The 26,024-nt window shown below is 62.7% G+C and carries 26 protein-coding genes; 2 read left to right on the top strand and 24 right to left on the bottom strand.

The window, feature by feature from the left end:
- Nucleotides 1–636: 636 nt before the first annotated feature.
- The 10 genes from AC07VF_RS22470 to ccmA form a co-directional block, all read right to left on the bottom strand.
- Nucleotides 637–1,053 carry a hypothetical protein gene (locus AC07VF_RS22470; protein WP_495009946.1) on the bottom strand — a complete coding sequence of 139 codons (417 nt, stop codon included), beginning with the start codon at nt 1,051–1,053 and terminating at the stop codon, nt 637–639.
- A gap of 30 nt (nt 1,054–1,083) precedes the next feature.
- Nucleotides 1,084–2,289, bottom strand: a complete 1,206-nt coding sequence (gene ccmI / locus AC07VF_RS22475; RefSeq protein ID WP_495009945.1) for a c-type cytochrome biogenesis protein CcmI — start codon at nt 2,287–2,289, stop codon at nt 1,084–1,086.
- Nucleotides 2,286–2,753 carry a cytochrome c-type biogenesis protein gene (locus AC07VF_RS22480; protein WP_495009964.1) on the bottom strand — a complete coding sequence of 156 codons (468 nt, stop codon included), beginning with the start codon at nt 2,751–2,753 and terminating at the stop codon, nt 2,286–2,288. The genes ccmI and AC07VF_RS22480 overlap by 4 nt, the downstream gene beginning before the upstream one ends.
- Nucleotides 2,754–3,091: 338 nt before the next feature.
- Nucleotides 3,092–3,628 carry a DsbE family thiol:disulfide interchange protein gene (locus tag AC07VF_RS22485; RefSeq protein WP_495009944.1) on the bottom strand — a complete coding sequence of 179 codons (537 nt, stop codon included), beginning with the start codon at nt 3,626–3,628 and terminating at the stop codon, nt 3,092–3,094.
- A complete protein-coding gene (locus AC07VF_RS22490; RefSeq protein WP_346628766.1) occupies nt 3,625–5,598 on the bottom strand; it encodes a heme lyase CcmF/NrfE family subunit in 1,974 nt (657 codons plus the stop codon). Before AC07VF_RS22490 ends, AC07VF_RS22485 begins: the two co-directional genes overlap by 4 nt.
- Before the next feature lie 3 nt (nt 5,599–5,601).
- A complete protein-coding gene (gene ccmE / locus AC07VF_RS22495; protein WP_495009943.1) occupies nt 5,602–6,075 on the bottom strand; it encodes a cytochrome c maturation protein CcmE in 474 nt (157 codons plus the stop codon).
- Nucleotides 6,072–6,248, bottom strand: coding sequence for a heme exporter protein CcmD (ccmD, locus tag AC07VF_RS22500; RefSeq protein WP_495009942.1), 177 nt, complete (start codon nt 6,246–6,248; stop codon nt 6,072–6,074). Before ccmD ends, ccmE begins: the two co-directional genes overlap by 4 nt.
- On the bottom strand, nt 6,245–7,024 hold the full coding sequence (locus tag AC07VF_RS22505; RefSeq protein ID WP_495009963.1) for a heme ABC transporter permease: 780 nt from the start codon (nt 7,022–7,024) through the stop codon (nt 6,245–6,247). Before AC07VF_RS22505 ends, ccmD begins: the two co-directional genes overlap by 4 nt.
- Nucleotides 7,025–7,219: 195 nt before the next feature.
- A complete protein-coding gene (gene ccmB / locus AC07VF_RS22510; RefSeq protein WP_205482733.1) occupies nt 7,220–7,891 on the bottom strand; it encodes a heme exporter protein CcmB in 672 nt (223 codons plus the stop codon).
- Nucleotides 7,888–8,523 carry a cytochrome c biogenesis heme-transporting ATPase CcmA gene (gene ccmA, locus AC07VF_RS22515; protein WP_495009941.1) on the bottom strand — a complete coding sequence of 212 codons (636 nt, stop codon included), beginning with the start codon at nt 8,521–8,523 and terminating at the stop codon, nt 7,888–7,890. The genes ccmB and ccmA overlap by 4 nt, the downstream gene beginning before the upstream one ends.
- Nucleotides 8,524–8,684: 161 nt before the next feature.
- On the opposite strand from ccmA, the gene fliK reads away from it, so the two are divergent.
- Together fliK and AC07VF_RS22525 are read left to right on the top strand one after the other, a co-directional pair.
- Nucleotides 8,685–10,316 carry a flagellar hook-length control protein FliK gene (fliK, locus tag AC07VF_RS22520; protein ID WP_495009940.1) on the top strand — a complete coding sequence of 544 codons (1,632 nt, stop codon included), beginning with the start codon at nt 8,685–8,687 and terminating at the stop codon, nt 10,314–10,316.
- The gene (locus AC07VF_RS22525) at nt 10,316–10,636 is read left to right on the top strand and encodes an EscU/YscU/HrcU family type III secretion system export apparatus switch protein (protein WP_282372855.1); all 321 of its coding nucleotides are present in this window, start codon (nt 10,316–10,318) and stop codon (nt 10,634–10,636) included. Before fliK ends, AC07VF_RS22525 begins: the two co-directional genes overlap by 1 nt.
- 666 nt (nt 10,637–11,302) lie before the next feature.
- Here the strand turns inward: AC07VF_RS22525 and AC07VF_RS22530 are convergent.
- From AC07VF_RS22530 to AC07VF_RS22595, 14 genes are all read right to left on the bottom strand, one after another.
- Entirely contained in the window at nt 11,303–11,701 is a 399-nt protein-coding gene (locus AC07VF_RS22530) for a DUF2802 domain-containing protein (protein WP_192174163.1), read from the bottom strand.
- The gene (locus AC07VF_RS22535; protein WP_065987319.1) at nt 11,702–12,181 is read right to left on the bottom strand and encodes a chemotaxis protein CheW; all 480 of its coding nucleotides are present in this window, start codon (nt 12,179–12,181) and stop codon (nt 11,702–11,704) included.
- A 73-nt stretch (nt 12,182–12,254) separates the two neighbouring features.
- A complete protein-coding gene (locus tag AC07VF_RS22540; protein WP_346626665.1) occupies nt 12,255–13,211 on the bottom strand; it encodes a CheW domain-containing protein in 957 nt (318 codons plus the stop codon).
- Nucleotides 13,212–13,323: 112 nt separating this feature from the next.
- Nucleotides 13,324–14,112: a ParA family protein gene (locus AC07VF_RS22545; RefSeq protein WP_192174161.1), complete on the bottom strand. Its 789-nt coding sequence runs from the start codon at nt 14,110–14,112 to the stop codon at nt 13,324–13,326.
- A gap of 37 nt (nt 14,113–14,149) precedes the next feature.
- The gene (motD, locus tag AC07VF_RS22550) at nt 14,150–15,031 is read right to left on the bottom strand and encodes a flagellar motor protein MotD (RefSeq protein WP_346626664.1); all 882 of its coding nucleotides are present in this window, start codon (nt 15,029–15,031) and stop codon (nt 14,150–14,152) included.
- A 7-nt stretch (nt 15,032–15,038) separates the two neighbouring features.
- Entirely contained in the window at nt 15,039–15,779 is a 741-nt protein-coding gene (locus AC07VF_RS22555; protein WP_133775877.1) for a flagellar motor protein, read from the bottom strand.
- On the bottom strand, nt 15,779–16,951 hold the full coding sequence (locus tag AC07VF_RS22560; RefSeq protein ID WP_192174159.1) for a protein-glutamate methylesterase/protein-glutamine glutaminase: 1,173 nt from the start codon (nt 16,949–16,951) through the stop codon (nt 15,779–15,781). The genes AC07VF_RS22555 and AC07VF_RS22560 overlap by 1 nt, the downstream gene beginning before the upstream one ends.
- Before the next feature lie 388 nt (nt 16,952–17,339).
- The gene (locus tag AC07VF_RS22565) at nt 17,340–19,679 is read right to left on the bottom strand and encodes a chemotaxis protein CheA (RefSeq protein ID WP_495009939.1); all 2,340 of its coding nucleotides are present in this window, start codon (nt 19,677–19,679) and stop codon (nt 17,340–17,342) included.
- A gap of 144 nt (nt 19,680–19,823) precedes the next feature.
- Complete coding sequence (locus AC07VF_RS22570) at nt 19,824–20,612, bottom strand: protein phosphatase CheZ (RefSeq protein ID WP_192174157.1); 789 nt, start codon at nt 20,610–20,612, stop codon at nt 19,824–19,826.
- Between the two features lie 19 nt (nt 20,613–20,631).
- Nucleotides 20,632–21,006 (bottom strand): chemotaxis response regulator CheY, encoded by a 375-nt coding sequence (locus tag AC07VF_RS22575; RefSeq protein WP_172612850.1) that lies wholly within the window; start codon nt 21,004–21,006, stop codon nt 20,632–20,634.
- Nucleotides 21,007–21,247: 241 nt separating this feature from the next.
- Nucleotides 21,248–21,991: an RNA polymerase sigma factor FliA gene (fliA, locus tag AC07VF_RS22580; protein WP_074892894.1), complete on the bottom strand. Its 744-nt coding sequence runs from the start codon at nt 21,989–21,991 to the stop codon at nt 21,248–21,250.
- Nucleotides 21,988–22,821, bottom strand: a complete 834-nt coding sequence (fleN, locus tag AC07VF_RS22585) for a flagellar synthesis regulator FleN (protein WP_062385964.1) — start codon at nt 22,819–22,821, stop codon at nt 21,988–21,990. Before fleN ends, fliA begins: the two co-directional genes overlap by 4 nt.
- Before the next feature lie 118 nt (nt 22,822–22,939).
- Complete coding sequence (gene flhF / locus AC07VF_RS22590) at nt 22,940–24,283, bottom strand: flagellar biosynthesis GTPase FlhF (RefSeq protein ID WP_192174156.1); 1,344 nt, start codon at nt 24,281–24,283, stop codon at nt 22,940–22,942.
- A gap of 11 nt (nt 24,284–24,294) precedes the next feature.
- The coding region (locus tag AC07VF_RS22595) for a flagellar biosynthesis protein FlhA (RefSeq protein ID WP_495031062.1) at nt 24,295–26,024 on the bottom strand (1,730 nt) is incomplete at its 5' end.

Raw genomic sequence — 26,024 nt, forward strand, 5'->3', positions numbered from 1 at the left:
TACCCACGCGGAGCGTGGGCACGATCAGCGAAGATCCTGAAATCGCCAGCGCCTGAACTGGCCTCTTCCCGGCTAAAGCCAGTCCTACAAAAACATCGAGTGCATTCAGTGGAACCGGTGTCGGGTGACGCGGAGCGTCACGTATGCATGCCCACGCGGAGCGTGGGCACGATCAGCGAAGATCCTGAAATCGCCAGCGCCTGAACTGGCCTCTTCCCGGCTAAAGCCGGTCCCACAAAAAGCAGCGCGTGCAGTCAGTGGCATCGGCTCTGACTGTAGGACCGGCTTCAGCCGGGAAGCTTTTGCTTTTGATCTCATACAGAGAAGGTTCAAACACCGCCAATCGCGACTTGGGTGCAGGCCGAACGCAGACGACGCGGAGTGGGCCGAGCCGCATGGATGCGGCGAGAGCGCCGCTAGGACATGGATGTCCGTTCGGCGCGGGCCCACGGAGCGTCGTCGGAGTGAGGGTATTCCGACAAAGGAGGAACCCAACCAGGAGCAAGCACCCTTGGTTACTTGGGGTGCTTTTCCAAGTAACTCGCCGAAGGCGAAACGGTCTGCCCCCAGGCAGACGCCCTTGATCCTGATCTTGATCTTGATCTTGATCTTGGCGTACTAGGCCCCCCGCCTAATTCAATTCCCGAATTGCTTGCTCAACCCCGGCGGCACGCCACTGGCATCGGTCTCCTGCCAAGGCCCGCTTGGCGAAGTCGACCACGTCCAGCCATTGTTCCAGCGGTAATACGTACGCTGGCGATAAAACGTATTCGGCACGTTATCCAGCACATGCACACCCAGGCGCGCATCCCAGTGACTGTTGCCACCCGGCGGCGGGGCGAAGTGCGAAGAGGTTTTCGGGCCCGGCGCCGGGATCGGCGTGGACGGCGGCGTCGCTGGCGCAGTCCGCGGGGTGCCGGGCTGCGGCGTCGGCGACGGGCCGGGGATGGTCGGGATCGGCTCGGAACTCTGTGGCCCCGGATGCTGCACCGCACAGGCTGCGGTCAATCCCACCACCAGACTCAACAAGGCAAAACGGGCGACGCGATACATAAGGGCTCTCTACTCGCTGCGTGAACGGGGTTACTGATCGGGGCTGTCGATGGTCAGGGCCTGCAGCGCCGTCACGTTGCTCGGCAACGGCTGGCTGCGACCGATCCATTCCCCCGCCGTGGGCTGACCGGCGCGGGACACCCGGCCCACCAGTTGGACTTCGGCGAAGTTCGACAGTTTCAGCTGCGGCATCATCGCGTCGGCGTCGGTCAGCTCGACCTCCACCGGCAAGTCGGCCACGGTCACGCGCTTGACCGCCAGCGGCGCCGGCGGGCCTGACACCGCGCGGGCAAACACAAACACCGTGTCGCCCGGCTGAACCTTGGCTTTCAACGCTTCCGACAGCGTGACGCGCACCTTCAGACGGGCGCCCTGCACCGCCACCGGCTGGGTGTTTTCAAGCGTGCCCCCGCTTTGCACAACCTTGTCGCTGGCCCGCTTGATCCCGCCTTCCAGCGCCCCACGGGACGGATCGTCCGGCGGCAAAACCGCCAGCAAGCGCGTCCAGTAACTCACCGCCCGATCGAACCGCTGGCTCTCGAAGGCGTTGATGCCCATCAGGCCCAGGCTGGTGACTTCCCTGGGGTCGAGCTTCAACGCTTCTTCGGCGATCCCTTGAATCTGCGGCGTCCAGGTTTTGTTGCCAGCGAAATACAGCGCCTGGGCCCACTGACCCAGCAGCTGGGGCTGACGCCCGGCCAGCTTGGCCGCGCGCTCGAACATCCGGGCGGCATCGGCCGGGCGATCCTGGGCCATGTAGGTGCGCGCCAGGAAGTACGCGCTCTCGGCGGAATCCGGTTGCGCCTTGACCGCGCGCTCCAGCCGCTCGGTCATCTGCGCCAGTGAACCCGGCGGCTGGGAGAACTCCCGGGTCAGCTCGACTTTGTCCGACGCGCCGAAATGCAGATACAGCCCCAACGCCAAGACCGGGACTAGAATCGCCGCCAGTAACGGCAGCGGCTTGCCAAGCCGCGATACGCGCTCGGCGCCCACGCCTTCAGTGTCCGCAAGCAATTCGCGCGCGGCCTCGGCCCGACCGCCGTCCAGTTGCGCCGACGAGAGCACGCCCTCCTCCTGCTGCGTTTGCAGCTCGGCGATGCGCTCCTGATACAAGGCGACGTTGAGGGCGGTGCGATCTTCCTCAGTCTGTGCGCGACGGCCGCGCACCACCGGGATCAGCAGGAAACTCAGGGCCACCAGCAACAACAGGCCGGCGGCCATCCAGAAATCGATCATTCGCGGTTCTTATCCAGCAAGTGGGCGAGGCGCTGACGCTCCTCGTCGGAAAGCACGTCGGCGTTTTCGCGGCCTGAGCGGCGCCGGCGCACGACAATCACACCAATCAACACCGCGCCGCCCAACAGCAGCCCGGCCGGACCAAACCAGAGCAGCCAGGTGTGGGCATTGAGCTCGGGTTTGTAGCGCACGAACTCGCCGTAACGATCGACCATGAAATCGATGATCTGCTGATTGCTCTGGCCTTCGCCGAGCATGCGGTAGATCTCTTTGCGCAGGTCGGCGGCGATGGGGGCGTTGGAATCAGCGATGTCCTGATTCTGGCATTTCGGGCAGCGCAGCTCGCGGGTCAGCTCGGTGTAACGGGCACGCTTGGCGTCGTCCTTGAAGGTGTAAGCATCAATCGCCGCCTGGGCCACTCCGGCAAAACTCAATGCCAATACCGCAGCCGCCAGCCGCCGCACTCCCTTCAGCAGCAAGCCAGCAGACACACCCCCAATCCCCTGTGGGAGCGAGCTTGCTCGCGAAGAGGTCCTAACATTCGACACATCTCCATGGGCTGAACTTACGCCTTCGCGAGCAAGGTGGATCGCCACCCCGGTCGCTCCCACAAAAGCGACATCGCCATCAGCAGGCACACCGCGCAAACCCTGTGGGAGCGAGCTTGCTCGCGAAGAGGCCCTTAAAGCCGCTACATCTCCTGCGCCTGAACCTACGCATTCGCGAGCAAGCTCGGCTCCCACATGGACGTCATCGTCGGGGGACATGGAGTCTGGCATAACAGCCTTGTCATCAAGCAAGGTCATTGCTTACCCTCATCAACCAACCCCTGATACTGGCCCGCCAGCTTCTCGCGCCACACGGTCTCGTCAATCACGCCCACATGCTTGTAGCGAATGACGCCCTTGGCATCGATCAAAAAGGTCTCCGGCGCGCCGTACACACCCAGGTTCAAACCCAGGCTGCCCGCCTCATCATTGATGTTCAACTGATACGGATCGTGAAAATCCTTGAGCCACTTCTGCGCATCGGCATTCACATCCTTGTAGTTCACGCCGTAAATCACCACGCCCTGCTGCGCGAGTTTTGTCAGCACCGGGTGCTCGTCGCGGCAGGCCACGCACCAGGTGCCCCAGACATTGACCAGCGCCGGTTTGCCCAGCAGGTCGGCGCGGGTCAGCGGCTTGCCGTCCTGCACTGCAGGCAAGCTGAATTCAGGGAATGGCTTGCCGATCAGCGCCGACGGCAATTCCGACGGATCCAGATACAAGCCTCGGTACAACAACCCCGCCATGCCGAGAAACAGCAGTAGCGGGATCAGCAACATCCAGCGCTTCATACTGCCGCTCCCGTCATGCCCAGCGCGTCACGCACTTTCGCGCGGACTTTGACCCGATAACGTTTGTCCAGCGCCGCCAGCAACCCGCCCAGTGCGGTGATCAGTCCACCAAACCAGATCCAGCGCACGAACGGCTTGACGTGCACGCGCACCGCCCACGCGCCGTTTTCCAGCGGTTCGCCCAGCGCCACGTACAGATCGCGGGTGAAACCGGCGTCGATGCCGGCCTCGGTCATCATCGAACGCTGCACGGTGTACAGGCGTTTTTCCGGGTGCAGCACAGTGATTTCCTGGCCGTCCTCCAGCACGCGAAGGGTGCCGCGGTCGGAGGTGAAATTCGGGCCTTGGTAATGCTGGGCACCCTCGAACACGAACATATAGCCGCCCAACTCCACCGATTCTCCGGGTGCCATGCGCAGGTCACGTTCGGCGCTGTTCTGGCTGGACAGCACAACGCCCAGCGCCAGCACCGCGATGCCGAGGTGCGCCACTTGCATGCCCCAGTAACTGCGGGTCAGCGAGCGCATCCCTTTGAGCAGACCTTTGTGCCGCGTCTTGTCGAACAGGTCGCGCACGCCGGCCAGCAACACCCAGGCCGCGAGCAGGCAGGTGGCAAGCACCGCCCAGTGGAAGTCGGCCATGGCAAAACCGGCGATCACTGCCAGCACCGCGCTGCCGACCAATACCGGCGCGAGCATGCTCAGCAGCCACTTGACCGGCGTGTCCTTCCAGCGCACCAGCACGCCCACGGCCATGACTGCCATGAGCAAGCCCATCAGCGGCACGAACAACGCATTGAAATACGGCGGGCCGACGGACATCTTCGCCCCGCTCAACGCATCCAGCACCAGCGGGTACAGCGTGCCGAGCAGAATCATCGACGCCGCCACCACCAGCACCAGGTTGTTGCCCAGCAGCAAGGTTTCCCGCGACCACAGGCCGAAGCCGACGTGGCTTTTCACCACCGGCGCGCGGATGGCGAACAGGGTCAGCGAGCCGCCGACCACCATCAGCAGGAAGATCAGGATGAACACGCCACGGGCCGGGTCGGAAGCGAAGGCATGCACCGACGTCAGCACACCCGAGCGCACGAGGAAGGTGCCGAGCAGGCTCAGTGAAAACGCCGCGATGGCCAGCAGCACGGTCCAGCTCTTGAACACGCCGCGCTTCTCGGTGACCGCGAGGGAGTGGATCAGCGCCGTGCCCACCAGCCACGGCATGAATGAGGCGTTTTCCACCGGGTCCCAGAACCACCAGCCGCCCCAGCCGAGCTCGTAATAGGCCCACCACGAACCGAGGGTTATACCGATGCCAAGGAAGGCCCACGCCACGATGGTCCACGGCCGCGACCAGCGCGCCCACGCCGCATCAAGGCGACCGCCGAGCAAGGCGGCGATGGCAAAGGCGAATGCTACGGAAAAACCAACGTAACCCATGTACAGCATCGGCGGGTGGACGATCAGGCCGATGTCCTGCAGCAGCGGGTTGAGGTCGCGCCCGTCCTGGGGGATCTGCGGCAGGATGCGGCTGAACGGGTTGGAGGTGAGGATCAGAAACAACAGAAAGCCGACGCTGATCATGCCCATCACCGCCAACACGCGGGCGAGCATGACCTGAGGCAACTGCCGGGAAAAGATCGACACGGCGAAGGTCCAGCCGCCGAGGATCAGCGCCCAGAGCAGCAACGACCCTTCGTGTGCGCCCCAGACGGCGCTGAATTTGTAGTACCAGGGCAACGCGCTGTTGGAGTTTTCGGCAACATAGGCCACGGAAAAGTCGTCGACCATGAACGAATGGGTCAGGCAGCCGAAGGCAAACACCAGAAACGCAAACTGCCCCCAGGCGGCGGGCTGGGCGAGGCTCATCCACAGACGGTCGCCGCGCCAGGCGCCCAGCAGCGGCACGATGGCCTGCACGAGGGCGAAGCACAGGGCCAAAATCATGGCCAGATGGCCGAGTTCGGGAATCATCGTTTACCCCTGTTTGTCCGGGAGAGCGGCGGGCGCGGCGGCGGGCGCGGGCTGGCCGCTGTCTTTCAGCGCTTTCGCGACTTCCGGCGGCATGTATTTTTCGTCGTGTTTGGCCAGCACTTCATCGGCAACGACCACGCCGTCGCCATTGAGCTTGCCGAGGGCGACGATGCCCTGACCTTCGCGGAACAGGTCCGGCAGGATGCCGCGATAGGTGATGGGCACCGACTTGTTGAAATCGGTGACGGCAAAGGTGACATCCAGCGAATCCGACGAGCGCTGCAGCGAGCCCTGGACGACCATGCCACCGGCGCGAATCCGTGTGTCACGGGGCGCTTCGCCGCTGGCGATCTGGGTCGGGGTGTAGAACAGGTTGATGTTTTCCTTCAGCGCGCTGAGTGCAAGGCTGACCGCGATGCCGACCCCGGCGAGGATCGCCACGATGATCAACAGGCGCTTTTTTCGCAGCGGATTCACGTGATGCTCTCCCGGCGCAGACGACGCGCCTCTTGTTGCAGGTAACGCCGACGCGCGACAACCGGTGCCAGGACGTTGATCGCCAGCACGGTGAAACAGATGCCATAGGCCGACCAGACATACAGCCCGTGTTTGCCCATGGCGAGAAACTCGCTGAAAGACTCGAAGCTCATCGCTCGGCTCCGTTTCTCGGAGGCGCTGGGTGGCCAAGGTGCTTCATCAATACCTCCTTGACCCAACCGGCCCTGGCCTCGCGCTTGAGCACTTCCAGGCGCATACGCATGAGCAGCACCGCGCCGAAGAAGCAGTAAAACCCGAGCACGGTGAACAGCAGCGGCAGCCACATTTCAGCGGGCATGGCGGGCTTTTCCGTCAGGCTGAAGGTCGCGCCCTGGTGCAGGGTGCTCCACCACTCCACCGAATACTTGATGATCGGGATGTTGATCACGCCGACGATGGCCAGCACGGCGCAGGCCCTGGCGGCGCTGTCGCGGTTGGTGATGGCGTTGCCCAGCGCGATCAGGCCGAAATACAGAAACAGCAAAATCAGCATCGACGTCAGCCGCGCATCCCAGACCCACCACGAGCCCCACGTCGGCTTGCCCCAGATCGCGCCGGTGACCAGCGCCAGGGCGGTCATCCACGCACCGATGGGCGCCGCACATTGCAGGGCGACATCGGCCATCTTCATCTTCCAGACCAGCCCGACCACGCCGCACACGGCCATCATCACGTAGCAGGACTGAGCCAGCATCGCCGCTGGCACGTGGATATAAATGATGCGAAAGCTGTTGCCTTGCTGGTAGTCGGGCGGCGCGAACGCCAGGCCCCAGACCACGCCGATGCCGATCAACAGGGCCGCAGCGATGCTCAGCCACGGCAGCAGACGGCCGCTGATGCCGTAAAACCACTTGGGCGAACCGAGTTTGTGGAACCAGGCCCAACTCATGCCGCCTTTAGCCTTGGCGCTTGTGTTCATCACGCTGCCTTTTCATCACGGTGCTTTTTAATACGGTGCTTTTTAATACGCTGCTTGTTATCACAGTGCGTCTCGGCAAGAGTCGCTATCAGGGCAAGGCGCTTCTTATGGCTGAAGCGTCCAGGACCTGCCGACGGAAAAACTGTCCGCTCGGTCAGGGTGCGATTATTCGCCAACGCTGATCTTCAAACCAGCGGCAATTGCAAAGGGCGTCAGGGTTACCGCCAGTGCGGTCAGGCTGCCAAGCCAAAGCAGATAACCGGTCGCGGGCATGCCCTCAAGTGCAGCCTGCAGGGCGCCGCTACCGAGAATCAGCACCGGGATGTACAGCGGCAGAATCAACAACGCCAGCAGCAAACCGCCGCGCTTGAGCCCTACGGTCAGCGCCGCACCCACCGCGCCGAGCAGGCTCAGCACCGGCGTGCCCAGCAGCAGCGACAGCAGCAACACCGGCAAACACGCAGTGGGCAGGCCCAGCATCAGCGCCAGCAGCGGGGACAGCAACACCAGCGCCAGCCCGGAAAACGCCCAGTGCGCCAGCACTTTCGCCAGCACCAGCAGCGCCAGCGGCTGCGACGACAGCACCCACTGTTCGAGGGAGCCGTCTTCGAAATCGCTGCGGAACAGGCCGTCCAGCGACAGCAGCACGGACAACAGCGCCGCCACCCACACCAACCCTGGCGACAGGCGCTGCAGCAGTTGCGTGTCAGGGCCGACGGCCAGGGGAAACAGCGCGATGACGATGGCGAAGAACACCAGCGGGTTGAGCAGTTCGGCCGGGCGCCGAAACAGCAGGCGCGCTTCCCGGGCGATCAGCAGGGTAAACACCTGACTCATGCCGCCCACTGCCCCAGGTCCAGATCGCGATAGCCCGCGGGTGTGCGGCTCAGCGTGTGGTGGGTGGTCAGCACCACGGCGCCGCCGTTTTCACAATGGGCCGCCAGGTGCGCTTCGAGTTGCGCGACGCCCTGTTTGTCCAGTGCGGTGAATGGCTCGTCGAGCATCCACAGGCCGGGGCCGGGCAGGTACAGACGGGCCAGCGCGACGCGGCGACGCTGGCCCGCCGACAACGTGTGACACGGCACGTCTTCAAAGCCGCGCAGGCCGACCGCTTCGAGGGCGCGCCAGATATCGGCGGTTTCCACGGGCGTGTGCAGCGCACAGAGCCAGGCGAGGTTTTCCAGGGGGGTGAGTAAATCTTTGATGCCGGCAGCGTGGCCGATCCACAGCAGGTGGCGGGTCAGTTCGGCGCGTTGACTGGCGAGGGGTTTGCCGTCCAGCAGCACGCTGCCGGCGGTGGGCTGCATCAGCCCGCACAACAGGCGCAGCAGGCTGGTCTTGCCGCTGCCGTTGGGGCCGCTGATCTGCACCATGTCGCCCGCGCTCAGCCGCAATTCGAGATGCTCGAACAGCAGGCGCCAGTCACGCTCGCAAGTCAGCGCCACGGCTTCAAGAACGGGGATCGGCATGGGGACCTTCTTTTCGGTGGCAGCGGCACGGCGGTTCAAGTCGGGATCATGACGGCCGTTATACTGATGCAGCTTAACGGTGGACCGCCGACGCAGTCGGTGCCGGATTATACATACCCGGCCCCGCCACTCAGAGCGCAAATTTACCGAGTCGGGATCTGATGACAGGCGATATACCCAATCTTTCTCCAGTAGCAGCGGCCACGGCCTTGCTGCGCGCAGGCGTACCGGCGGGCGAAGTGCTCAAGCTGATGGAGCCGCGCGAAGGGCTGTTGACCTCGGGTCAGGTGGCCAGCGCTGAAGTGGTGAGCCTCAAGCAACTGGGGCAGGACTTTCAGCTGTTGCTCAAACTGACCATGGACAACGGCCGGCAAACCACCCTCCCCGTCAGCAGTTCGCTGCCGCTGACGCCCGGCACCAGCGTCAACGTCGCCCAGGGTTCAGCAGACACCCTGACCATCAGCGTGCAGGACCTGCAGAAAGCCGTCACCAACAGCCTCACCAGCATCGACACGCGGCAACTGCCCGCTGGCACGCTGCTGCAAGGCAAAGTGCTGACCACGCAAGTCGCGGCGCAGAATGTCGCGCAGTTGGCGGGGCAATCCCTCGGGCAACCCTCAGCCAGCGCGCAGCCAGCCAATTACCGTTCCATCGTCATGCTCCTTAACACAGCCCTGGCCGGCACCAGCCTGACCGTCGACAGTCCGCAGCCGTTGCGGGTCGGCAGTCTGCTCAGTGCCCAGGTGCAGAACAGCCAGGCGCTGAATTTCGTCGCCCTGCCCAATCGTCTGGACGAACTGGCCCTGGCGCAGCAGCTGTCGACCCAGCAAAGCCGGCAGGGCTCGCTGCAGGGTTTGATCACCGCCCTGCAAAACATGCCGCCGCCGGCTGCCGATGGCGACAACCTGTCGCCGGCGCTGCGGGCCAGCATCGCGCAACTGTTGGCTGACCTCCCGGATATCCCGCAGATGAGTACCGCCAAGGGCGTCGCCCAGGCGCTGAATGCCAGCGGGCTGTTCATGGAGTCACGCTTGCTCGCCGGGCAGAACCCGACGCTGGTGCCGGACTTGAAAGCCAATCTGCTGCGGCTGGTCACACAACTCCTGCCGGGGCTGCCGGGCAACGTCAGTTATGACGCTGCTGCCGCCGGCAATACCTTGGCGCGGGCCATGCCCAGCGTGTTGCGCAGCGCTTTCGGCACCCTGGGGCTGGTGGCGCCGCCGAGCGATACGATCAACTTCCCATTACCACCGCGCACCCTCGGCCATCCGGAGAGCAAGGACGACCTGGAGATGCTGTTGAAGCTGGCGGCAGGGGCGATTTCGCGCCTGCAGAGCCATCAACTGGGCGGCCTGGAGCAGACCCGCACCAATGCCGACGGCACCCAGGTGACCACGTGGCAGCTGGAGATTCCGATGCGCAACGCCCACGACATCGTGCCGTTGCAAGTCAAGGTTCAGCGCGAGGAAACGCCTGAGCGCGACGAGCATTCCGACACGCCAGTGCAGGAAGCCAAGGAGCGAGAAAAGCTGTGGCGGGTGGAGCTGGCGTTTGATCTGGAGCCCCTCGGCCCGTTGCAGGTGCAGGCGCAACTGATTGCCGGCAGCATCGCCAGCCAGTTATGGGCCGAACGCGAAGGCAGCGCCGAGTTGATTTCCAGCGAGCTGGATAATCTGCGTGCGCGGTTAGTGGCGTGCGGTCTGAACGTCAAGGAACTGGAATGCAACCGTGGCGTGCCGCCCCAAGGGCCACGGACCGTGCTCGAACAACGCTGGATCGACGAGAACGCCTGATGAGCAAACCCGAGCAGACACCGCGTCAGGCCATTGCCCTGAGTTACGACGGACACCAGGCCCCGACGCTGACGGCCAAGGGCGATGACAGCCTGGCGGAAGCCATTCTGGCGATCGCCCGGGAGTACAAGGTGCCGATCTACGAAAACGCCGAACTGGTAAAAATGCTCGCCCGCCTGGAACTGGGCGACAGCATCCCCCAGGAGCTGTACCTGACCATCGCCGAAATCATCGCGTTTGCCTGGCACCTGAAAGGCAAATTCCCGGTGGGGTTCGACCCGAATGCCGGGCCGGTGGAGCGGGATATCACGCCGCGTTGAGTGGAGGCCCGCCCGCGGCTGACGCCACGCGGTCGCTCGGCCAACACTGCCCCTGTGGGAGTGAGATTGCTCACGAAGAGGCCGGTACATCCGCTAAAAATGCAGCGGTTGAAAAGTCCAATTCGCGAGCAAGCTCGACTCCCACATGACGGTGGGCTGACTCAAAATCGCCGGTTGTTGCAAGACCTGTGGGAGTGAGCTTGCTCACGAAGAGGCCGGGACATTCAGCCACGTTCTCTGGTGCTGAAAGTAAGTCTTCGCGAGCAAGCTCGCTCCCACATGACGGTGGGCTGACTCAAAATCGCCGGTTGTTGCAAAACCTGTGGGAGTGACCGGGGTGGCGCTCCACCTTGCTCTCGAAGAGGCCGGGACATTCAGCCGCTTTCTCGGGGACTGAAAGTACGCCTTCGCGAGCAAGCTCGACTCCCAAGGGAGGGTGATTCGGCTCGAGATTCCCGGTTGGCGCAAGACCTGTGGGAGTGACCGGGGTGGCGCTCCACCTTGCTCACGAAGAGGCCGGTATATCCGCTAAAAATGCAGCGGTTGAAAGACCCTGTTCGTGAGCAAGCTCACTCCTACAGTTCATGTATCGGCAGATAATTCCGCGGTGTCGTCATGGTGGTGAGATTGAGCGTGCACGCGAAGCAGCGACGACAGCCCCCTCACCTACCGATTATGCCCATGCACCTTGGTCATCAACTGCGCTTCAGCCTGGGTCAGGCCGCAGGACTGGGTGAGTTCGTCGATGCTGGCGCCCATGCCGACCAGGCGGGCGGCCTGGGCGAAGGACAGGGTCGAGGGATCGCGCTGCTCGAGGGCAGTGATCTTGTCCGGCAACAGCGCGATGATGGAACGCAACTCGTGCAGTTCCTCGCCCATTCTCACCGTTCCGCTCTGGTAATTTTCCAGGCGCCGGGCCAGCTCGCGGATGCGCTGGTCACGCAGCGAATCCGCCTCCAGCTGCTGCGTGGCCAGGGTGCGCAGGCGCTTGGTGTGGGCCATAAACATCACGACGCTCACGACCCACAACACCGCCAGAAAAATAACCGCCACATCGAGAATCAATCAGATGTTCTCCAGCTCGGACCACTCTTCCTCGGACATCATTTTGTCCAGTTCCACAAGGATCAGCAGTTCGCCGTTCTTGTTGCAGACGCCCTGGATGAACTTGGCGGATTCGTCGTTGCCCACGTTCGGCGCGGTTTCGACTTCCGACTGACGCAGGTAAACCACTTCAGCCACGCTATCGACCAGGATCCCGACAACTTGCTTGTCGGCCTCGATGATCACGATACGCGTGTTGTCGCTGACTTCAACCGGCGGCAGACCAAAGCGCTGACGGGTGTCGATGACAGTGACGACGTTACCGCGCAGGTTGATGATCCCCAGCACGTAGCTTGGCGCGCCCGGGACCGGAGCGATCTCGGTGTAGCGCAGCACTTCCTGAACCTGCATCACGTTGATGCCATACGACTCGTTGTCCAGGCGGAAGGTGACCCATTGCAGAATCGGATCTTCGGAACCCTGTGCTGACGACTTCTTCATACCCCTAACCCCTTGCGTGTTGTGCCGTGCGGTCGACGTTTCGTACGCCGGCCTGTGTTGATCTGATGATGTTTTATTGATGCGTCTTCATCTGCTTGACCGCGCCACTGGCAATCAGCTCGGCCAGCTCGGAAACGTCCAGCAGCGCACACATGTGCTCGATCACCGTCCCGGCAAGCCAGGGTCGCTGACCACGATGGGTGCGCCATTTGATTTCATTGGGGTCCAGGCGCAACGAGCGGCTGACCTGATGCACCGCCAGCCCCCATTCATAGCCCTGAACCGAAATAACGTATTGCAGGCCCTGACGGAAATCGTCGCGGTACCGGTCCGGCATGATCCAGCGCGCCGTGTCGAGCACCTTCAGGTTGCCGGCCTGGCTCGGCAGGATCCCGAGGAACCAGTCCGGCTGACCGAACAGCGGCGTCAAGTCATGGCCGGCCAACGGGTAAATCGAACCCAGGCACACCAGTGGCACCGCGAGGGTCAGACCGGCGACGTCGAACAACAGGCATTCGAACGGCTCGGCCGCCCAGGCCGGGCGTTCATCGCCAGTGGGCGGCGGCGTCGGTGTGCGCTGGGCAGACAGATGCACGTCGACCACCGGCTCGACCAGCGCCGTTGGCGGTTCTTCTACCACCAGAGCCTCAACCACAGGCGCTTCAACGACCGGCTCAACCAGCGGAACGATGGCGGGCGGCAGAATCACCGGTGGCATAACGACCGGACGTTCCATCACCCGCGCGGCGGCCGGTTCAGGCTGAGCCATATAGGCGAGCGAGACCGGCGCAGGCCGGCTCACGGGAGCAGGCTGCGACGCCGGCAACGCAGGGGGCAGCGCAGCAGCCACCGCTGCCGCGACGGCAGAACGCATGCGTGCGTCGTGGGCCTGCTCTTCGAGCACGGCCGCTTGAAATTCATCGACGGACTCGACGACCTCCAGCTCCTCGGTCGCGTCATGCAGCAACGCGTCCAGGTAGTTCTGCAGCGCCAGTTGTGGTCGTGAAGCGATGTCCAGGGGGCGGTTCATACGGGAGCCCGAAAAGTAGTGATGCGATTGCCGCCTGATACTGCTATCGGCTGCATAGCCGATGGACTTGAGCGTGCAGGCGCGCCGCTCGGCAAATAATGATCAGCGGACACTAGGCGACCTGCCCGACAAGCTGTTCGGTGAGCATGTGCTTGAGCAACGCGCGGTAAGCCAGCACGCCACGGCTCTTGTTGTCGAACTGCGAGGGGGTCACACCGGCGCGGCTGGCATCGCGCAACCGGGTGTCCACCGGAATGAACGCATTCCAGACGTGCTCCGGGTAACTGTCGCGCAGCAGCTTGAGGGTGCTCATCGACGCCTGGGTGCGACGGTCGAACAGCGTCGGCACGATGGTGTACGGCAGCGGCACCTTGCGCGAGCGGTTGATCATCGCCAGCGTGTTGACCATGCGCTCCAGGCCCTTCACCGCGAGGAATTCGGTCTGCACCGGGATCGCCAGTTGCTGGCTGGCCGCCAGTGCGTTGACCATCAAGACGCCGAGCAACGGCGGGCTGTCGATGATCGCGTAATCAAAGTCCTGCCACAGCTGCGCCAGACTCCTGGCAATCACCAGCCCCAGCCCGCTCTGCCCCGGCGACTGGCGCTCAAGGGTGGCCAGCGCGGTGCTCGACGGCAGCAGGGAAATGCGTTTGTCACTGGTGGGCAGCAGCAGTTGGCCAGGCAAACCGTCCGGCACCACGCCCTTGTTGAGGAACAGGTCGAAGCTGCTGTGCTCCAGCGTATCGGGATCTTGCCCGAAATAGCTGGTCATCGAGCCGTGGGGATCGAGGTCCACCACGACCACGCGCTTGCCCGCCTCTGCCAGCAAGCCGGCTAAAGCGATGGAGGTGGTGGTCTTGCCGACCCCGCCTTTCTGATTGGCTACTGCCCAGACTCTCATGTACTCGTTTTCCCCCCGACCAAAGCGACGACCGGGTTTAAGGGGCAGATGACGAAGATTTGACGCCTTGCGGCGGCTTGGCCGGGACCGGTGCAGTTTGTGTGCCAGCACGACGCAGCGCCGCATCGGGTTTTGCGTTGGCCGTGGTGCCCGAGCCCGTGAGGCTGCGGCGCACGTCCAGGTTGCGCGAGATCACCAGCACCACGCGGCGGTTGCGGGCGCGGCCATCGGCGGTGGCATTCGAGGTCAGCGGCTGGAACTCGCCGTAGCCGACCGAGGCCAGCCGCGCCGGGTTGATCCCGTCCATGGCCAGCATGCGCACGATGCTCGACGAGCGCGCCGACGACAGCTCCCAGTTGGTCGGGAACTGCCCGGTGTTGATCGGCTGGTTGTCGGTGAAGCCTTCGACGTGCACCGGGTTGTCGAACGGCTTGATGATCTTCGCGACCTTGTCGATCAGGTCAAACGCCTGATTGCTCGGCATCGCGTCGCCGCTGCCGAACAGCAGGCTGGAATTGAGTTCGATCTCGATCCACAGCTCGTTGCCGCGCACGGTCATCTGTTTGGAAGCGATCAGGTCGCCGAACGCCGCGTTGACGTCATCGGCAATGGATTTGAGCGGGTCGTCTGCAGCCTGGCCCAGCGCGGCGTCGGTCTGCTCGCTGTCCTGAACCAGCGGATCGGCGGGTCTCACGGTCTGCGGCTTCTGCTCGCCGATGGGGATCGGTTTGACGCTGCGCTCGGGCTCGTTGAACACCCCGACCAGCGCCTCGGACAGCACTTTGTATTTGCCTTCGTTCAGCGACGAGATGGAATACATGACCACGAAGAAAGCGAAAAGCAAGGTGATGAAGTCCGCGTAGGACACCAGCCAGCGTTCGTGGTTTTCGTGCTCTTCCTGGTGACGTCGGCGGGCCATCAGTCCATCACTCCATGAAGCCTTGCAGCTTCAGTTCGATCGAGCGCGGGTTCTCGCCTTCGGCAATCGACAGCAGGCCTTCGAGGAGCATTTCCCGGTAGCGCGACTGGCGGATCGCCACGGCCTTGAGCTTGTTGGCCACCGGCAGAAGAATCAGGTTGGCAGAGGCAACGCCATAAATGGTCGCGACGAACGCAACGGCAATGCCGCTGCCCAGTTGGTTGGGATCGGCCAGGTTGCCCATCACGTGGATCAGGCCCATGACGGCACCGATGATGCCGACCGTTGGCGCGTAACCGCCCATGCTTTCGTAGACCTTCGCGGCCTGAATGTCGCGGCTTTCCTGGGTGATGAAATCTACTTCCAGAATGCCGCGAATGGCCGCCGGTTCAGCGCCGTCGACCAGCAGCTGCAGGCCTTTGCGCGAATAGGCATCGGGTTCCGAATCTGCCACGGCTTCGAGGCCCAGCAAGCCCTCCTTGCGCGCGGTGAGGCTCCACGACACGACGCGATCAATGCCGCCCGCCAGATCGATACGCGGCGGAAACAGAATCCAGATGAAGATCTGCATCGCCCGCTTGAACGCGCTCATGGGCGTCTGCAGCAGGCAGGCCGCCAGCGTACCGCCGAGCACGATCAGCGCGGCCGGACCGTTGAGCAAGGCGCCCAGGTGCCCGCCTTCGAGGAAGTTGCCGCCAATGATCGCGACGAACGCCAGAATGATCCCTATGAGCGTCAAGACATCCATCAGCTGCAGGCCTCCACCAGGTGGCGCCCGATGTCGTCGAGGCTGTAGACGGCGTCGGCCAGTTCGGCTTTGACGATCGCCATGGGCATGCCGTAGATCACACAGCTGGCTTCGTCCTGGGCCCAGATCTGGCTGCCGCTCTGCTTGAGCAGACGCGCGCCTTCACGGCCGTCAGCGCCCATCCCGGTGAGGACGACCGCGAGGACTTTGTCGCTGTAGGATTTTGCCGCCGAGCCAAAGGTGATGTCGACGCAGGGCTTGTAGTTCAGGCGTTCATCGCCCGGCAGGATTTTAACCGCGCCGCGACCATCGACCATCATCTGTTTGCCGCCCGGGGCCAGCAGTGCCAGACCGGGGCGCAGGATGTCACCGTCCTCGGCTTCCTTGACGCTGATGCGGCACAGCTTGTCGAGGCGCTCGGCGAAGGCTTTGGTGAACGCGGCCGGCATGTGCTGGATCAGCACGATGGGCGCCGGAAAGTTGGCCGGCAGTTGGGTCAGTACGCGCTGCAAGGCCACCGGACCGCCGGTAGACGTGCCGATCGCCACCAGTTTGTAGGCTTTGCGCTTGGGCGCAGCCGACGTCGGCGCGTGGTGGTGGGACGCCGCTGCAGGCTGCTGCGACGCCGGCGCGGCTGAACGCGCAGGCGCAGGGGCTGGCGCCGGACGCGATGGTCGCGCTTCGGCAGCCGTGCTGCGCGGTGCAGCGGGCGCAGCAGACGGCGCGGGCGCCGAGGTGGCAGAAGGCGTGCTGCCGTAACCGCTGAAACGACGATTGCTGCGCGAGATGCTGTGCACTTTCTCGCACAGCATCTGTTTGACCTTCTCGGGGTTGCGCGAGATGTCTTCGAAATTCTTGGGCAGGAAATCCACCGCCCCGGCGTCCAGCGCATCGAGCGTGACTCGGGCGCCTTCGTGGGTCAGGGAGGAGAACATCAACACCGGGGTCGGGCAACGCTGCATGATGTGACGGACCGCGGTAATGCCATCCATCATCGGCATTTCGTAGTCCATGGTGATCACGTCGGGCTTGAGGGCCAGGGCTTGGTCAATGGCTTCCTTGCCATTGGTGGCGGTACCGACCACCTGGATCGTGGGATCCGAAGAGAGAATTTCCGAGACACGACGTCGGAAAAAACCCGAATCGTCCACGACGAGAACCTTGACTGCCATAAACACTCCAAAGAGCGCGCGCCACCCTGAGGGGCCGCACGCCCTGAATCACGTAGCTTGGGTCACATTGGCAAAACGAGACAGGCCAGTGGGACCGGTTTTCGCGCTTAAAACGAGACCGGGTCTATTTGTAGGACCGGCGTTAGCCGGGAAGGCATCGGGTGTCACACCGAAAGATCAAGGGTGTTCACCCTGCCCTCTTCCCGGCTGAAGCCGGTCCCACTGAAAAACCTCGCAAGGCGCCCTCCGCATGCTGTTAGTGGGACCGGCTTTAGCCGGGAAGGCGTCGGGTGTCACACCGAAAATCCACAGTGTTTTCGCCGCCCTATTCCCGGCTGAAGCCGGTCCCACCAAAAATCGCAAGCCGCCCTACTGAAGCCGATCCTGCTTAACCAATCCGTCGGGCCGCATAGCGCTTGAGCATGCTCGGGACATCGAGAATCAGTGCGATACGGCCGTCACCGGTGATGGTCGCGCCCGACATGCCTGGCGTGCCTTGCAGCATTTTGCCCAGCGGCTTGATCACCACTTCTTCCTGGCCGACCAACTGATCCACCACGAATCCGATGCGTTGCGTGCCCACCGACAGAATCACCACGTGGCCTTCGCGCTGCTCCTCGTGAGCCGCCGAGCTGATCAGCCAGCGCTTGAGGTAGAACAACGGCAGCGCCTTGTCGCGCACGATCACCACTTCCTGACCGTCGACGACGTTGGTGGTCGACAGGTCCAGGTGGAAGATCTCGTTGACGTTGACCAGCGGGAACGCGAAGGCCTGGTTGCCCAACATGACCATCAGCGTCGGCATGATCGCCAGGGTCAGCGGCACCTTGATGATGATCTTCGAGCCCAGGCCTTTGGTGGAATTGATGCTGATGGAGCCGTTGAGCTGGGCGATCTTGGTTTTCACCACGTCCATGCCCACGCCACGCCCGGACACATCGGAAATCTCGGTTTTGGTCGAGAAGCCCGGCGCGAAGATCAGGTTGTAGCAGTCGGTGTCGCTGAGGCGATCCGCTGCATCCTTGTCCATCACGCCACGCTTGACCGCGATGGCACGCAGGACCGCAGGGTCCATGCCTTTGCCGTCATCGGAAATCGACAGCAGGATGTGATCGCCTTCCTGTTCGGCGGCCAGAATCACACGACCGTTCCGGGACTTGCCGGACGCCTCGCGCTCTTCCGGCGACTCGATACCGTGATCGACCGCGTTGCGCACCAAGTGGACCAGCGGGTCGGCCAGGGCCTCGACGAGGTTCTTGTCCAGGTCGGTTTCTTCACCCACCAGTTCAAGGCTGATTTCTTTCTTCAACTGACGCGCCAGATCGCGAACCAGTCGCGGGAAGCGACCGAACACTTTCTTGATCGGCTGCATGCGGGTCTTCATGACCGCGGTCTGCAGGTCAGCGGTGACCACGTCCAGGTTGGACACGGCCTTGGACATGGCTTCATCGGCGCTGTTGGCGCCCAGGCGGACCAGGCGGTTACGCACCAGCACCAGTTCGCCGACCATGTTCATGATTTCATCCAGCCGCGCGGTGTCGACGCGCACGGTGGTTTCCGCTTCAGACGGCGGTTTTTCGCTAGGCGCCGGAGCAGCAGCGCGAGCTGGTGCCGGAGCAGCAGCGGGTGCAGCTTTGGCCGGCGCCGCAGCAGCAGGCGTCGCTTTGGCCGGTTCGGCTTTGGCGGGCTCGGGCTTCTTGGCCGGTGACGCTGCGGCCGGCGCTGCAGCTGCACCGGCAGCCACGGCAGGTTCGAACTTGCCTTTGCCGTGCAACTGATCCAGCAGGTCTTCGAATTCGTTGTCGGTGATCTCGTCCGACGCAGCGGCTTTCGACGCAGCGGAGGGCGCAACCGGAGCGGCAGGTGCAGCGGCAGCAGGTGCCGCAGTGCCAGGAGCCGCAGCGCCGACGGCGTCCGGCGAGAACGAGCCTTTGCCGTGCAACTGATCCAGCAGCGACTCGAATTCGTCGTCAGTGATTTCGTCACTGGCCGGTGCGGCAGACGGCGTCACAGCCGCCGGCGGTTGCACCGCATCAACGGCGAACTGGCCTTTGCCATGCAACTGATCGAGGAGTGATTCGAATTCGGCGTCAGTGATTTCATCGCTGGCCGCCGTGCCAGCCGGTGCAGCGGAAGCCGCTGCTGCCGGCGCTGCTGCAACGGGTGCCGCGGCAACAGGCGCAGACGGAGCCGGTGCAGGAGCACCTGCCGCTTGCGCCTTGACGGCGTTCAGCGAATCCAGCAGCTGTTCGAATTCCAGATCGGTGATGTCTTCGGACGGCGCTTCAGCGACCGGCTCTTCAACCACCACCGGTGCCGCCGCGATTTCTTCTGCCGAGGCTGGCTCGGCCAGGCGTGCCAGTGCGGCCAGCAATTCAGGCGTGGCCGGAGTGACGGCAGAGCGCTCGCGCACCTGACCGAACATGCTGTTGACGGTGTCGAGTGCTTCGAGCACCACGTCCATGAGCTCCGAGTCGACGCGACGCTCACCCTTGCGCAGGATGTCGAACACGTTCTCGGCGATGTGACAGCATTCAACCAGCTCGTTGAGCTGGAGGAAGCCGGCGCCCCCTTTTACAGTGTGAAAACCGCGAAAAATTGCATTGAGCAGGTCCGCATCGTCAGGCCGGCTTTCCAGCTCGACCAACTGCTCTGACAACAGCTCGAGAATCTCGCCGGCCTCTACCAGAAAATCCTGAAGGATTTCTTCATCGGCGCCGAAGCTCATTGGGGGGTGCTCCTAAAATTAACCGTCAAACCGATCCGGAGGCTGCACTGACGGCCTGCGCGCATTGCTTTCGTCGAAGCATTGGCGCGCGGGTCCAGCAGCCACTTTCACAGAAAACCTGAAGTCCGAGACAGAATGACCGAATCAGAATCCGAGGCTGGATAGCAGATCGTCAACATCATCCTGTCCGGATACAACGTCTTCACGTTTATCGGCATGAATCTGCGGACCTTCACCCTTGGAGTGAAGTTTTTCTTGTTCTTTTTGCTGACGGAACATTTCCTGGTCGTGCTCGATGCCCGCGAAGCGGTCCACCTGGCTCGCCATGAGCACCAGCTTGAGCAGATTGCGCTCGACTTCCGTGACCAGCGTGGTCACGCGCTTGATCACCTGACCGGTGAGGTCCTGGTAATCCTGAGCCAGCAGGATGTCGTTCAGGTGCGCAGAGACCTCGGTGGTCTCCTTCTCGCTGCGGGTCAGGAACACATCGACGCGGCGGGCCAGATCACGAAACTCTTCGGCGCTGATCTCGCGGCGCATGAAGCGTCCCCAATCGGCGCTCAACGACTTGGCGTCTTCAGTGAGCCCGTGCATCAACGGCGTGCTCAGCTCTACCAGATCCATGGTCCGGTTCGCCGCGTTTTCAGTCAGCCTGACGACGTACGACAGCCGCTCGGTGGCGTCGGTGATCTGGGAGACCTCCTCGGCCTGCGGCATGTTCGGGTCGATCTGGAAGTTGACGATCGCGCTGTGCAGCTCGCGCGTCAGTTTGCCGACTTCCTGATACAGGCCGCGGTCGCGGGTCTGGTTAAGCTCATGGATCAGTTGCACAGCGTCGCCGAACTTGCCCTTTTCAAGGCTCGCGACCAGCTCTTGTGCGTGTTTCTTCAGGGTTGACTCAAAGTCACCCATTGTCGAATCTTTGGAATCCATAGCGCCCTCGCAGCGGACATCAGCTATTGACGCGCTCGAATATCTTTTCGATTTTTTCTTTGAGCACTTGCGCGGTGAACGGCTTCACCACGTAGCCGTTCACACCGGCCTGAGCGGCTTCGATGATCTGCTCGCGCTTGGCTTCGGCAGTGACCATCAGCACCGGCAGGCTGCGCAGACGCTCGTCGGCACGCACCTGACGCAACAGGTCGATGCCGGACATGCCCGGCATGTTCCAGTCAGTGACGAGGAAGTCAAAAGCGCCGCTTTGCAGCATCGGCAATGCGGTGAGTCCGTCATCTGCTTCGGCCGTGTTGGTGAACCCAAGGTCACGCAACAGGTTTTTTATGATCCGCCGCATCGTTGAGAAGTCATCAACGATGAGGATTTTCATGTTCTTGTCCAATTCGACCTCCAAGCAGTCTTTAACGCGTTCAGCACCTGAACGCGCGTTCAATCAATACCGGCTGCGCCGAACATCAAGAGGGGGTTGAATCGACCGGAACAAGCGCAGCGAAACCGGATCATCTACGACCCGGTTCGACCGACTCCTGCCGTGTCTCATTTGCTTCCCGCTCACGTCTTGCACAGCCGGTCTTACACGCAACACGCAGGCCTCGCGGCCTGCGCCTGATTCACGAACGTGCGCGCCACTCGCCAAGACGACCGCGCAACCGCGCCGCGCATTGACTGTGCAACTGGCTGACCCGCGACTCGCTGACCCCCAGGACCTCACCGATTTCCTTGAGGTTCAGCTCTTCGTCGTAGTACAGCGACAACACCAGGCGTTCACGTTCGGGCAAGTTGGCAATGGCCTCGGCCAGCGCAGCCTGGAAGCGCTCGTCTTCCAGATCCCGCGACGGTTCGAGGGACTGGCTCGCGCCGTCCTCGTGCAGCCCTTCGTGTTCGCCGTCCTGCAACAGGTCGTCGAAACTGAACAGGCGGCTGCCCAGGGTATCGTTCAAAATCCCGTAGTAATCGTCGAGACTCATTTCAAGTTCGGCAGCAACCTCGTGATCTTTAGCGTCACGGCCGGTTTTTGCTTCGATTGCACGAATCGCGTCACTGACCATGCGCGTGTTGCGGTGGACCGAGCGCGGCGCCCAATCCCCCTTGCGCACTTCGTCGAGCATCGCACCACGGATACGAATACCCGCGTACGTCTCGAAGCTGGCCCCTTTGGTGGAGTCGTATTTGGTCGAGACTTCGAGCAAGCCAATCATGCCCGCCTGGATCAAATCCTCGACCTGCACGCTTGCCGGCAGACGCGCCAGCAAGTGGTAGGCGATTCGTTTGACCAGCGGGGCATAACGCTCGATCAGCTCATACTGGGAGTCTTTGGACGATTTGCTGTACATGCGATAGCCACTTGCTGTCATGAGACGGGCCCTGCGCTGGTTTGATGCACGAGGCGTTCTACGAAAAATTCCAGGTGGCCGCGCGGGTTCGCCGGGAGCGGCCAGGTGTCGACTTTCTGCGCGATGGCCTTGAACGCCAGGGCACATTTGGAACGCGGAAACGCTTCGTACACGGCGCGCTGTTTCTGCACGGCCTTGCGTACGCATTCGTCGTACGGCACGGCGCCCACATACTGCAGGGCCACGTCGAGAAAACGGTCGGTGACTTTGGTCAGCTTGGCGAAGAGGTTACGCCCTTCCTGCGGGCTCTGGGCCATGTTGGCCAGGACGCGGAAGCGGTTCATGCCGTAATCGCGGTTGAGCAGTTTGATCAGGGCATAGGCGTCGGTGATCGATGTGGGCTCGTCGCACACCACCAGCAGCACTTCCTGGGCCGCGCGGACGAAGCTCACCACCGACTCGCCGATGCCGGCGGCGGTATCGATGACCAGCACATCGAGGTTGTCGCCAATGTCACTGAACGCCTGAATCAGCCCGGCATGCTGCGCCGGGGTCAGGTGGACCATGCTCTGGGTGCCTGATGCCGCCGGCACGATGCGTACACCGCCCGGGCCTTGCAGCAAGACATCGCGCAGCTCGCACCGCCCTTCGATGACATCAGCCAGGGTGCGTTTGGGGGTCAGACCCAACAATACGTCGACGTTGGCCAGACCCAGATCGGCGTCCAGCAGCATGACGCGACGTCCCAGCTCGGCCAGTGCCAGTGAAAGATTCACTGAAACGTTGGTCTTGCCTACGCCACCTTTGCCACCGGTCACCGCGATAACCTGTACGGGATGCATGCTGCCCATGTTAATTGTTTACCTTGTCTTGCTTAGACCTAAGCCACATGTCGGGCTGCACGTTCAGTGTCTGAACAATGCCTGGCAGACCATCGATGCAGGAAAATTCCACTGTCATTTTCTTCACCTAGCCCGCGCGCTTGCCGGTGCTGTGATAAAGATCCGCAAACATATCCGCCATCGCTTCCTCGCTTGGCTCCTCCTGCATCTGCACGCTGACAGCCCGGCTCACCAATTGGTGCCGACGCGGCAAATGCAGATCATCCGGTATCCGTGGGCCATCGGTGAGATAGGCCACAGGCAGTTCGTGTGTCACGGCCAGGCTGAGCACTTCGCCCAGGCTGGCCGTTTCGTCGAGCTTGGTCAGGATGCACCCGGCCAGGCCGCAACGTTTGTAACTGTGATAAGCCGCTGACAGCACCTGCTTCTGGCTGGTTGTCGCCAGCACCAGGTAGTTGCGCGCCTTGATGCCACGCCCGGCGAGGGTTTCCAGTTGCAGACGCAGGGCCGGATCGCTGGCTTGCAGGCCGGCGGTGTCGATCAACACCACGCGCTTGCGCAACAGCGGCTCCAGCGCCTGTGCCAGGGACTGGCCCGGGTCGACGTGGGTGACCGGTACATTGAGGATCCGGCCCAGGGTTTTCAGTTGCTCCTGAGCGCCAATGCGGAAACTGTCCATGCTCACCAGCGCGATATTTTGCGCGCCGTATTTCAACACATATCGGGCCGCCAGTTTAGCCAGCGTGGTGGTTTTGCCCATGCCGGCAGGGCCGACCATGGCAATCACACCGCCCTCTTCCAGTGGCTCGACGTCCGGCGTGGCAATCATGCGGGCCAGATGGGCCAGCAGCATGCGCCAGGTGTGAGCCTGATCGTTGGAGTCCGGGACCATCGCCAGCAAGTCGCGGGAGAGCGGGCCGGAAAGGCCGACCCGTTGCAGACGGCGCCACAGATTGGCCTGTTGCGGACGGCCGTCTCGCAGCTGGTTCCAGGCCAGCGAGCCCAGCTGGACTTCCAGCAGTTCGCGCAGGCCGTTCAATTCGGAACGCATCGCTTCGTAGGCGCGGTCGCCAACGCCCGGCTCGGCGTTGCGCTCGGCGCGTTCGGCGGCCACTGCGGCGTGGACGGACGGGCGAAACGGTTCTTCCAGCGTCGGTTCGATCTGCTTGCTGTCATCCATCGCAAGGCCGGCGAACAACTGACGGTTGGCGACAGTGTCCAGCTCGCTGCGGTGGGTCAGCTCAGCCTGAGCAGTGACGATGAGCGACTGAGTCTTGCGCAGCTCGTCTTCGAGTTCGATGTTCGGCACACGCGGGGCCAGCGCAGACAGCTTGTAGTCCAGGGCGGCGGTCAGTTCCACGCCGCCAGCGATCCGCCGGTTGCCGATGATGGCGGCTTCAGCGCCCAGCTCATCGCGAACCAGTTTCATGGCTTGTCGCATATCGGCGGCGAAAAAACGCTTAACTTGCATGACTCACTACCTCAGCCGTTAGGCCCGACAGTCGCTACGATGGTGACTTGCTTATTGTCAGGAATTTCCTGGTAAGCCAAAACATGCATATTCGGTACAGCCAACCGTCCAAAGCGGGACAACATGGCGCGAACCGGACCTGCGACCAACAAAATAACCGGCTGCCCCTGCATCTCCTGACGCTGCGCCGCTTCGATCAACGAGCGCTGAAGTTTCTCAGCCATGCTCGGTTCGAGGAGAACGCCTTCTTCCTGACCCTGACCTGCCTTCTGCAGACTATTTAGCAATATCTGTTCCAACCTTGGCTCAAGGGTGATCACAGGCAGCTCCGGCTCAATGCCGACAATGCTTTGGACGATTGCGCGGGACAATCCGACCCGTACGGCAGCCACCAGCGCGGCGGTATCTTGACTACGCGCAGCGTTGTTGGCGATGGCTTCTGCAATGGAGCGGATATCGCGAACCGGCACCTGTTCGGCAAGCAACGCCTGCAGCACCTTCAGCAGCGCCGACAGCGACAGCACGCCCGGGACCAGTTCTTCCGCCAGTTTTGGCGATCCCTTGGCCAGCAGGGTCATCAATTGCTGGACTTCCTCGTGGCCGATCAATTCATGAGAGTGTTTGTAGAGAATCTGGTTCAAGTGAGTCGCCACCACGGTGCTGGCGTCCACCACGGTGTAACCGAGGGATTGCGCCTGGGCACGCTGGCTGATTTCGATCCACACGGCCTCCAGGCCAAACGCCGGGTCTTTGGCAGTGATGCCGTTGAGGCTGCCAAACACCTGACCGGGGTTGATGGCCAGTTCGCGGTCCGGGTAGATCTCGGCTTCGGCCAGGGTCACGCCCATCAGGGTCAGGCGATAGGCGCTGGGCGCCAGGTCGAGGTTGTCGCGGATGTGCACGGTCGGCATGAGAAAGCCCAGCTCCTGAGAGAGCTTCTTGCGCACGCCCTTGATCCGCGCCAGCAATTGACCACCCTGGTTGCGGTCCACCAGCGGAATCAGGCGGTAGCCGACTTCCAGGCCAATCATGTCGATCGGGGTCACGTCGTCCCAGCCCAGTTCCTTGGATTCCTGCGCGCGGGTCGGCGATGGCAAAAGCTCTTGCTGACGCTTGACCTCTTGCACGGCAGCCAGCTTGACCTGGTTCTCTTTCTTCCACAGCAGGTAGGCGCCGCCGGCGGCCACCAGACCGAGGCTGATGAAGGAGAAGTGCGGCATGCCCGGGACCAGGCCCATGACGATCATGATGCCGGCGGATACGGCGAGCGCCTTGTGGGAGGCAAACATCTGCCGACCGACCAGCTTGCCCATTTCTTCCGAACCGGAAGCACGGGTCACCATGATCGCGGCGGCGGTGGACAGCAGCAGGGATGGCAATTGCGCCACCAAACCGTCACCGATGGTCAGCAGCGCGTAGACCTTGCCCGCGTCGCCGAAGCTCATGCCGTGTTGCAGGATGCCCACCAGCATGCCGCCGATGAGGTTGATGAAGAGGATCAGCAGGCCGGCGATGGCGTCGCCGCGGACGAATTTGCTGGCACCGTCCATGGAGCCGTAGAACTCGGCTTCCTGAGCGACTTCAAGACGACGGCGTTTGGCTTCGGGCTGGTCGATGAGGCCGGCGTTGAGGTCGGCGTCGATGGCCATCTGTTTGCCGGGCACGGCGTCGAGGGTGAAACGCGCGCTCACTTCGGAGATCCGGCCGGCACCTTTGGTGACGACGACGAAGTTGATGATCA

This window comes from Pseudomonas sp. GW821-FHT02H06 (genome assembly GCF_059421525.1).

What these genes read in the sequence shown, in the direction of transcription:
- AC07VF_RS22525 (WP_282372855.1), top strand. Translation starts at nt 10,316, where the DNA reads ATGAGCAAACCCGAGCAGACACCGCGTCAGGCCATTGCCCTGAGTTAC.
- motD (WP_346626664.1), bottom strand. Translation starts at nt 15,031, where the DNA reads ATGGCCCGCCGACGTCACCAGGAAGAGCACGAAAACCACGAACGCTGG.
- ccmD (WP_495009942.1), bottom strand. Translation starts at nt 6,248, where the DNA reads ATGAGCTTCGAGTCTTTCAGCGAGTTTCTCGCCATGGGCAAACACGGG.
- AC07VF_RS22560 (WP_192174159.1), bottom strand. Translation starts at nt 16,951, where the DNA reads ATGGCAGTCAAGGTTCTCGTCGTGGACGATTCGGGTTTTTTCCGACGT.
- AC07VF_RS22535 (WP_065987319.1), bottom strand. Translation starts at nt 12,181, where the DNA reads ATGAAGAAGTCGTCAGCACAGGGTTCCGAAGATCCGATTCTGCAATGG.
- fliA (WP_074892894.1), bottom strand. Translation starts at nt 21,991, where the DNA reads ATGACAGCAAGTGGCTATCGCATGTACAGCAAATCGTCCAAAGACTCC.
- fleN (WP_062385964.1), bottom strand. Translation starts at nt 22,821, where the DNA reads ATGGGCAGCATGCATCCCGTACAGGTTATCGCGGTGACCGGTGGCAAA.
- AC07VF_RS22490 (WP_346628766.1), bottom strand. Translation starts at nt 5,598, where the DNA reads ATGATTCCCGAACTCGGCCATCTGGCCATGATTTTGGCCCTGTGCTTC.
- ccmA (WP_495009941.1), bottom strand. Translation starts at nt 8,523, where the DNA reads ATGCCGATCCCCGTTCTTGAAGCCGTGGCGCTGACTTGCGAGCGTGAC.
- fliK (WP_495009940.1), top strand. Translation starts at nt 8,685, where the DNA reads ATGACAGGCGATATACCCAATCTTTCTCCAGTAGCAGCGGCCACGGCC.
- flhF (WP_192174156.1), bottom strand. Translation starts at nt 24,283, where the DNA reads ATGCAAGTTAAGCGTTTTTTCGCCGCCGATATGCGACAAGCCATGAAA.
- AC07VF_RS22545 (WP_192174161.1), bottom strand. Translation starts at nt 14,112, where the DNA reads ATGAGAGTCTGGGCAGTAGCCAATCAGAAAGGCGGGGTCGGCAAGACC.
- ccmI (WP_495009945.1), bottom strand. Translation starts at nt 2,289, where the DNA reads ATGATCGATTTCTGGATGGCCGCCGGCCTGTTGTTGCTGGTGGCCCTG.
- AC07VF_RS22570 (WP_192174157.1), bottom strand. Translation starts at nt 20,612, where the DNA reads ATGGATTCCAAAGATTCGACAATGGGTGACTTTGAGTCAACCCTGAAG.
- AC07VF_RS22505 (WP_495009963.1), bottom strand. Translation starts at nt 7,024, where the DNA reads ATGAGTTGGGCCTGGTTCCACAAACTCGGTTCGCCCAAGTGGTTTTAC.
- AC07VF_RS22540 (WP_346626665.1), bottom strand. Translation starts at nt 13,211, where the DNA reads ATGAACCGCCCCCTGGACATCGCTTCACGACCACAACTGGCGCTGCAG.
- AC07VF_RS22470 (WP_495009946.1), bottom strand. Translation starts at nt 1,053, where the DNA reads ATGTATCGCGTCGCCCGTTTTGCCTTGTTGAGTCTGGTGGTGGGATTG.
- AC07VF_RS22555 (WP_133775877.1), bottom strand. Translation starts at nt 15,779, where the DNA reads ATGGATGTCTTGACGCTCATAGGGATCATTCTGGCGTTCGTCGCGATC.
- AC07VF_RS22485 (WP_495009944.1), bottom strand. Translation starts at nt 3,628, where the DNA reads ATGAAGCGCTGGATGTTGCTGATCCCGCTACTGCTGTTTCTCGGCATG.
- AC07VF_RS22575 (WP_172612850.1), bottom strand. Translation starts at nt 21,006, where the DNA reads ATGAAAATCCTCATCGTTGATGACTTCTCAACGATGCGGCGGATCATA.
- ccmB (WP_205482733.1), bottom strand. Translation starts at nt 7,891, where the DNA reads ATGAGTCAGGTGTTTACCCTGCTGATCGCCCGGGAAGCGCGCCTGCTG.
- AC07VF_RS22565 (WP_495009939.1), bottom strand. Translation starts at nt 19,679, where the DNA reads ATGAGCTTCGGCGCCGATGAAGAAATCCTTCAGGATTTTCTGGTAGAG.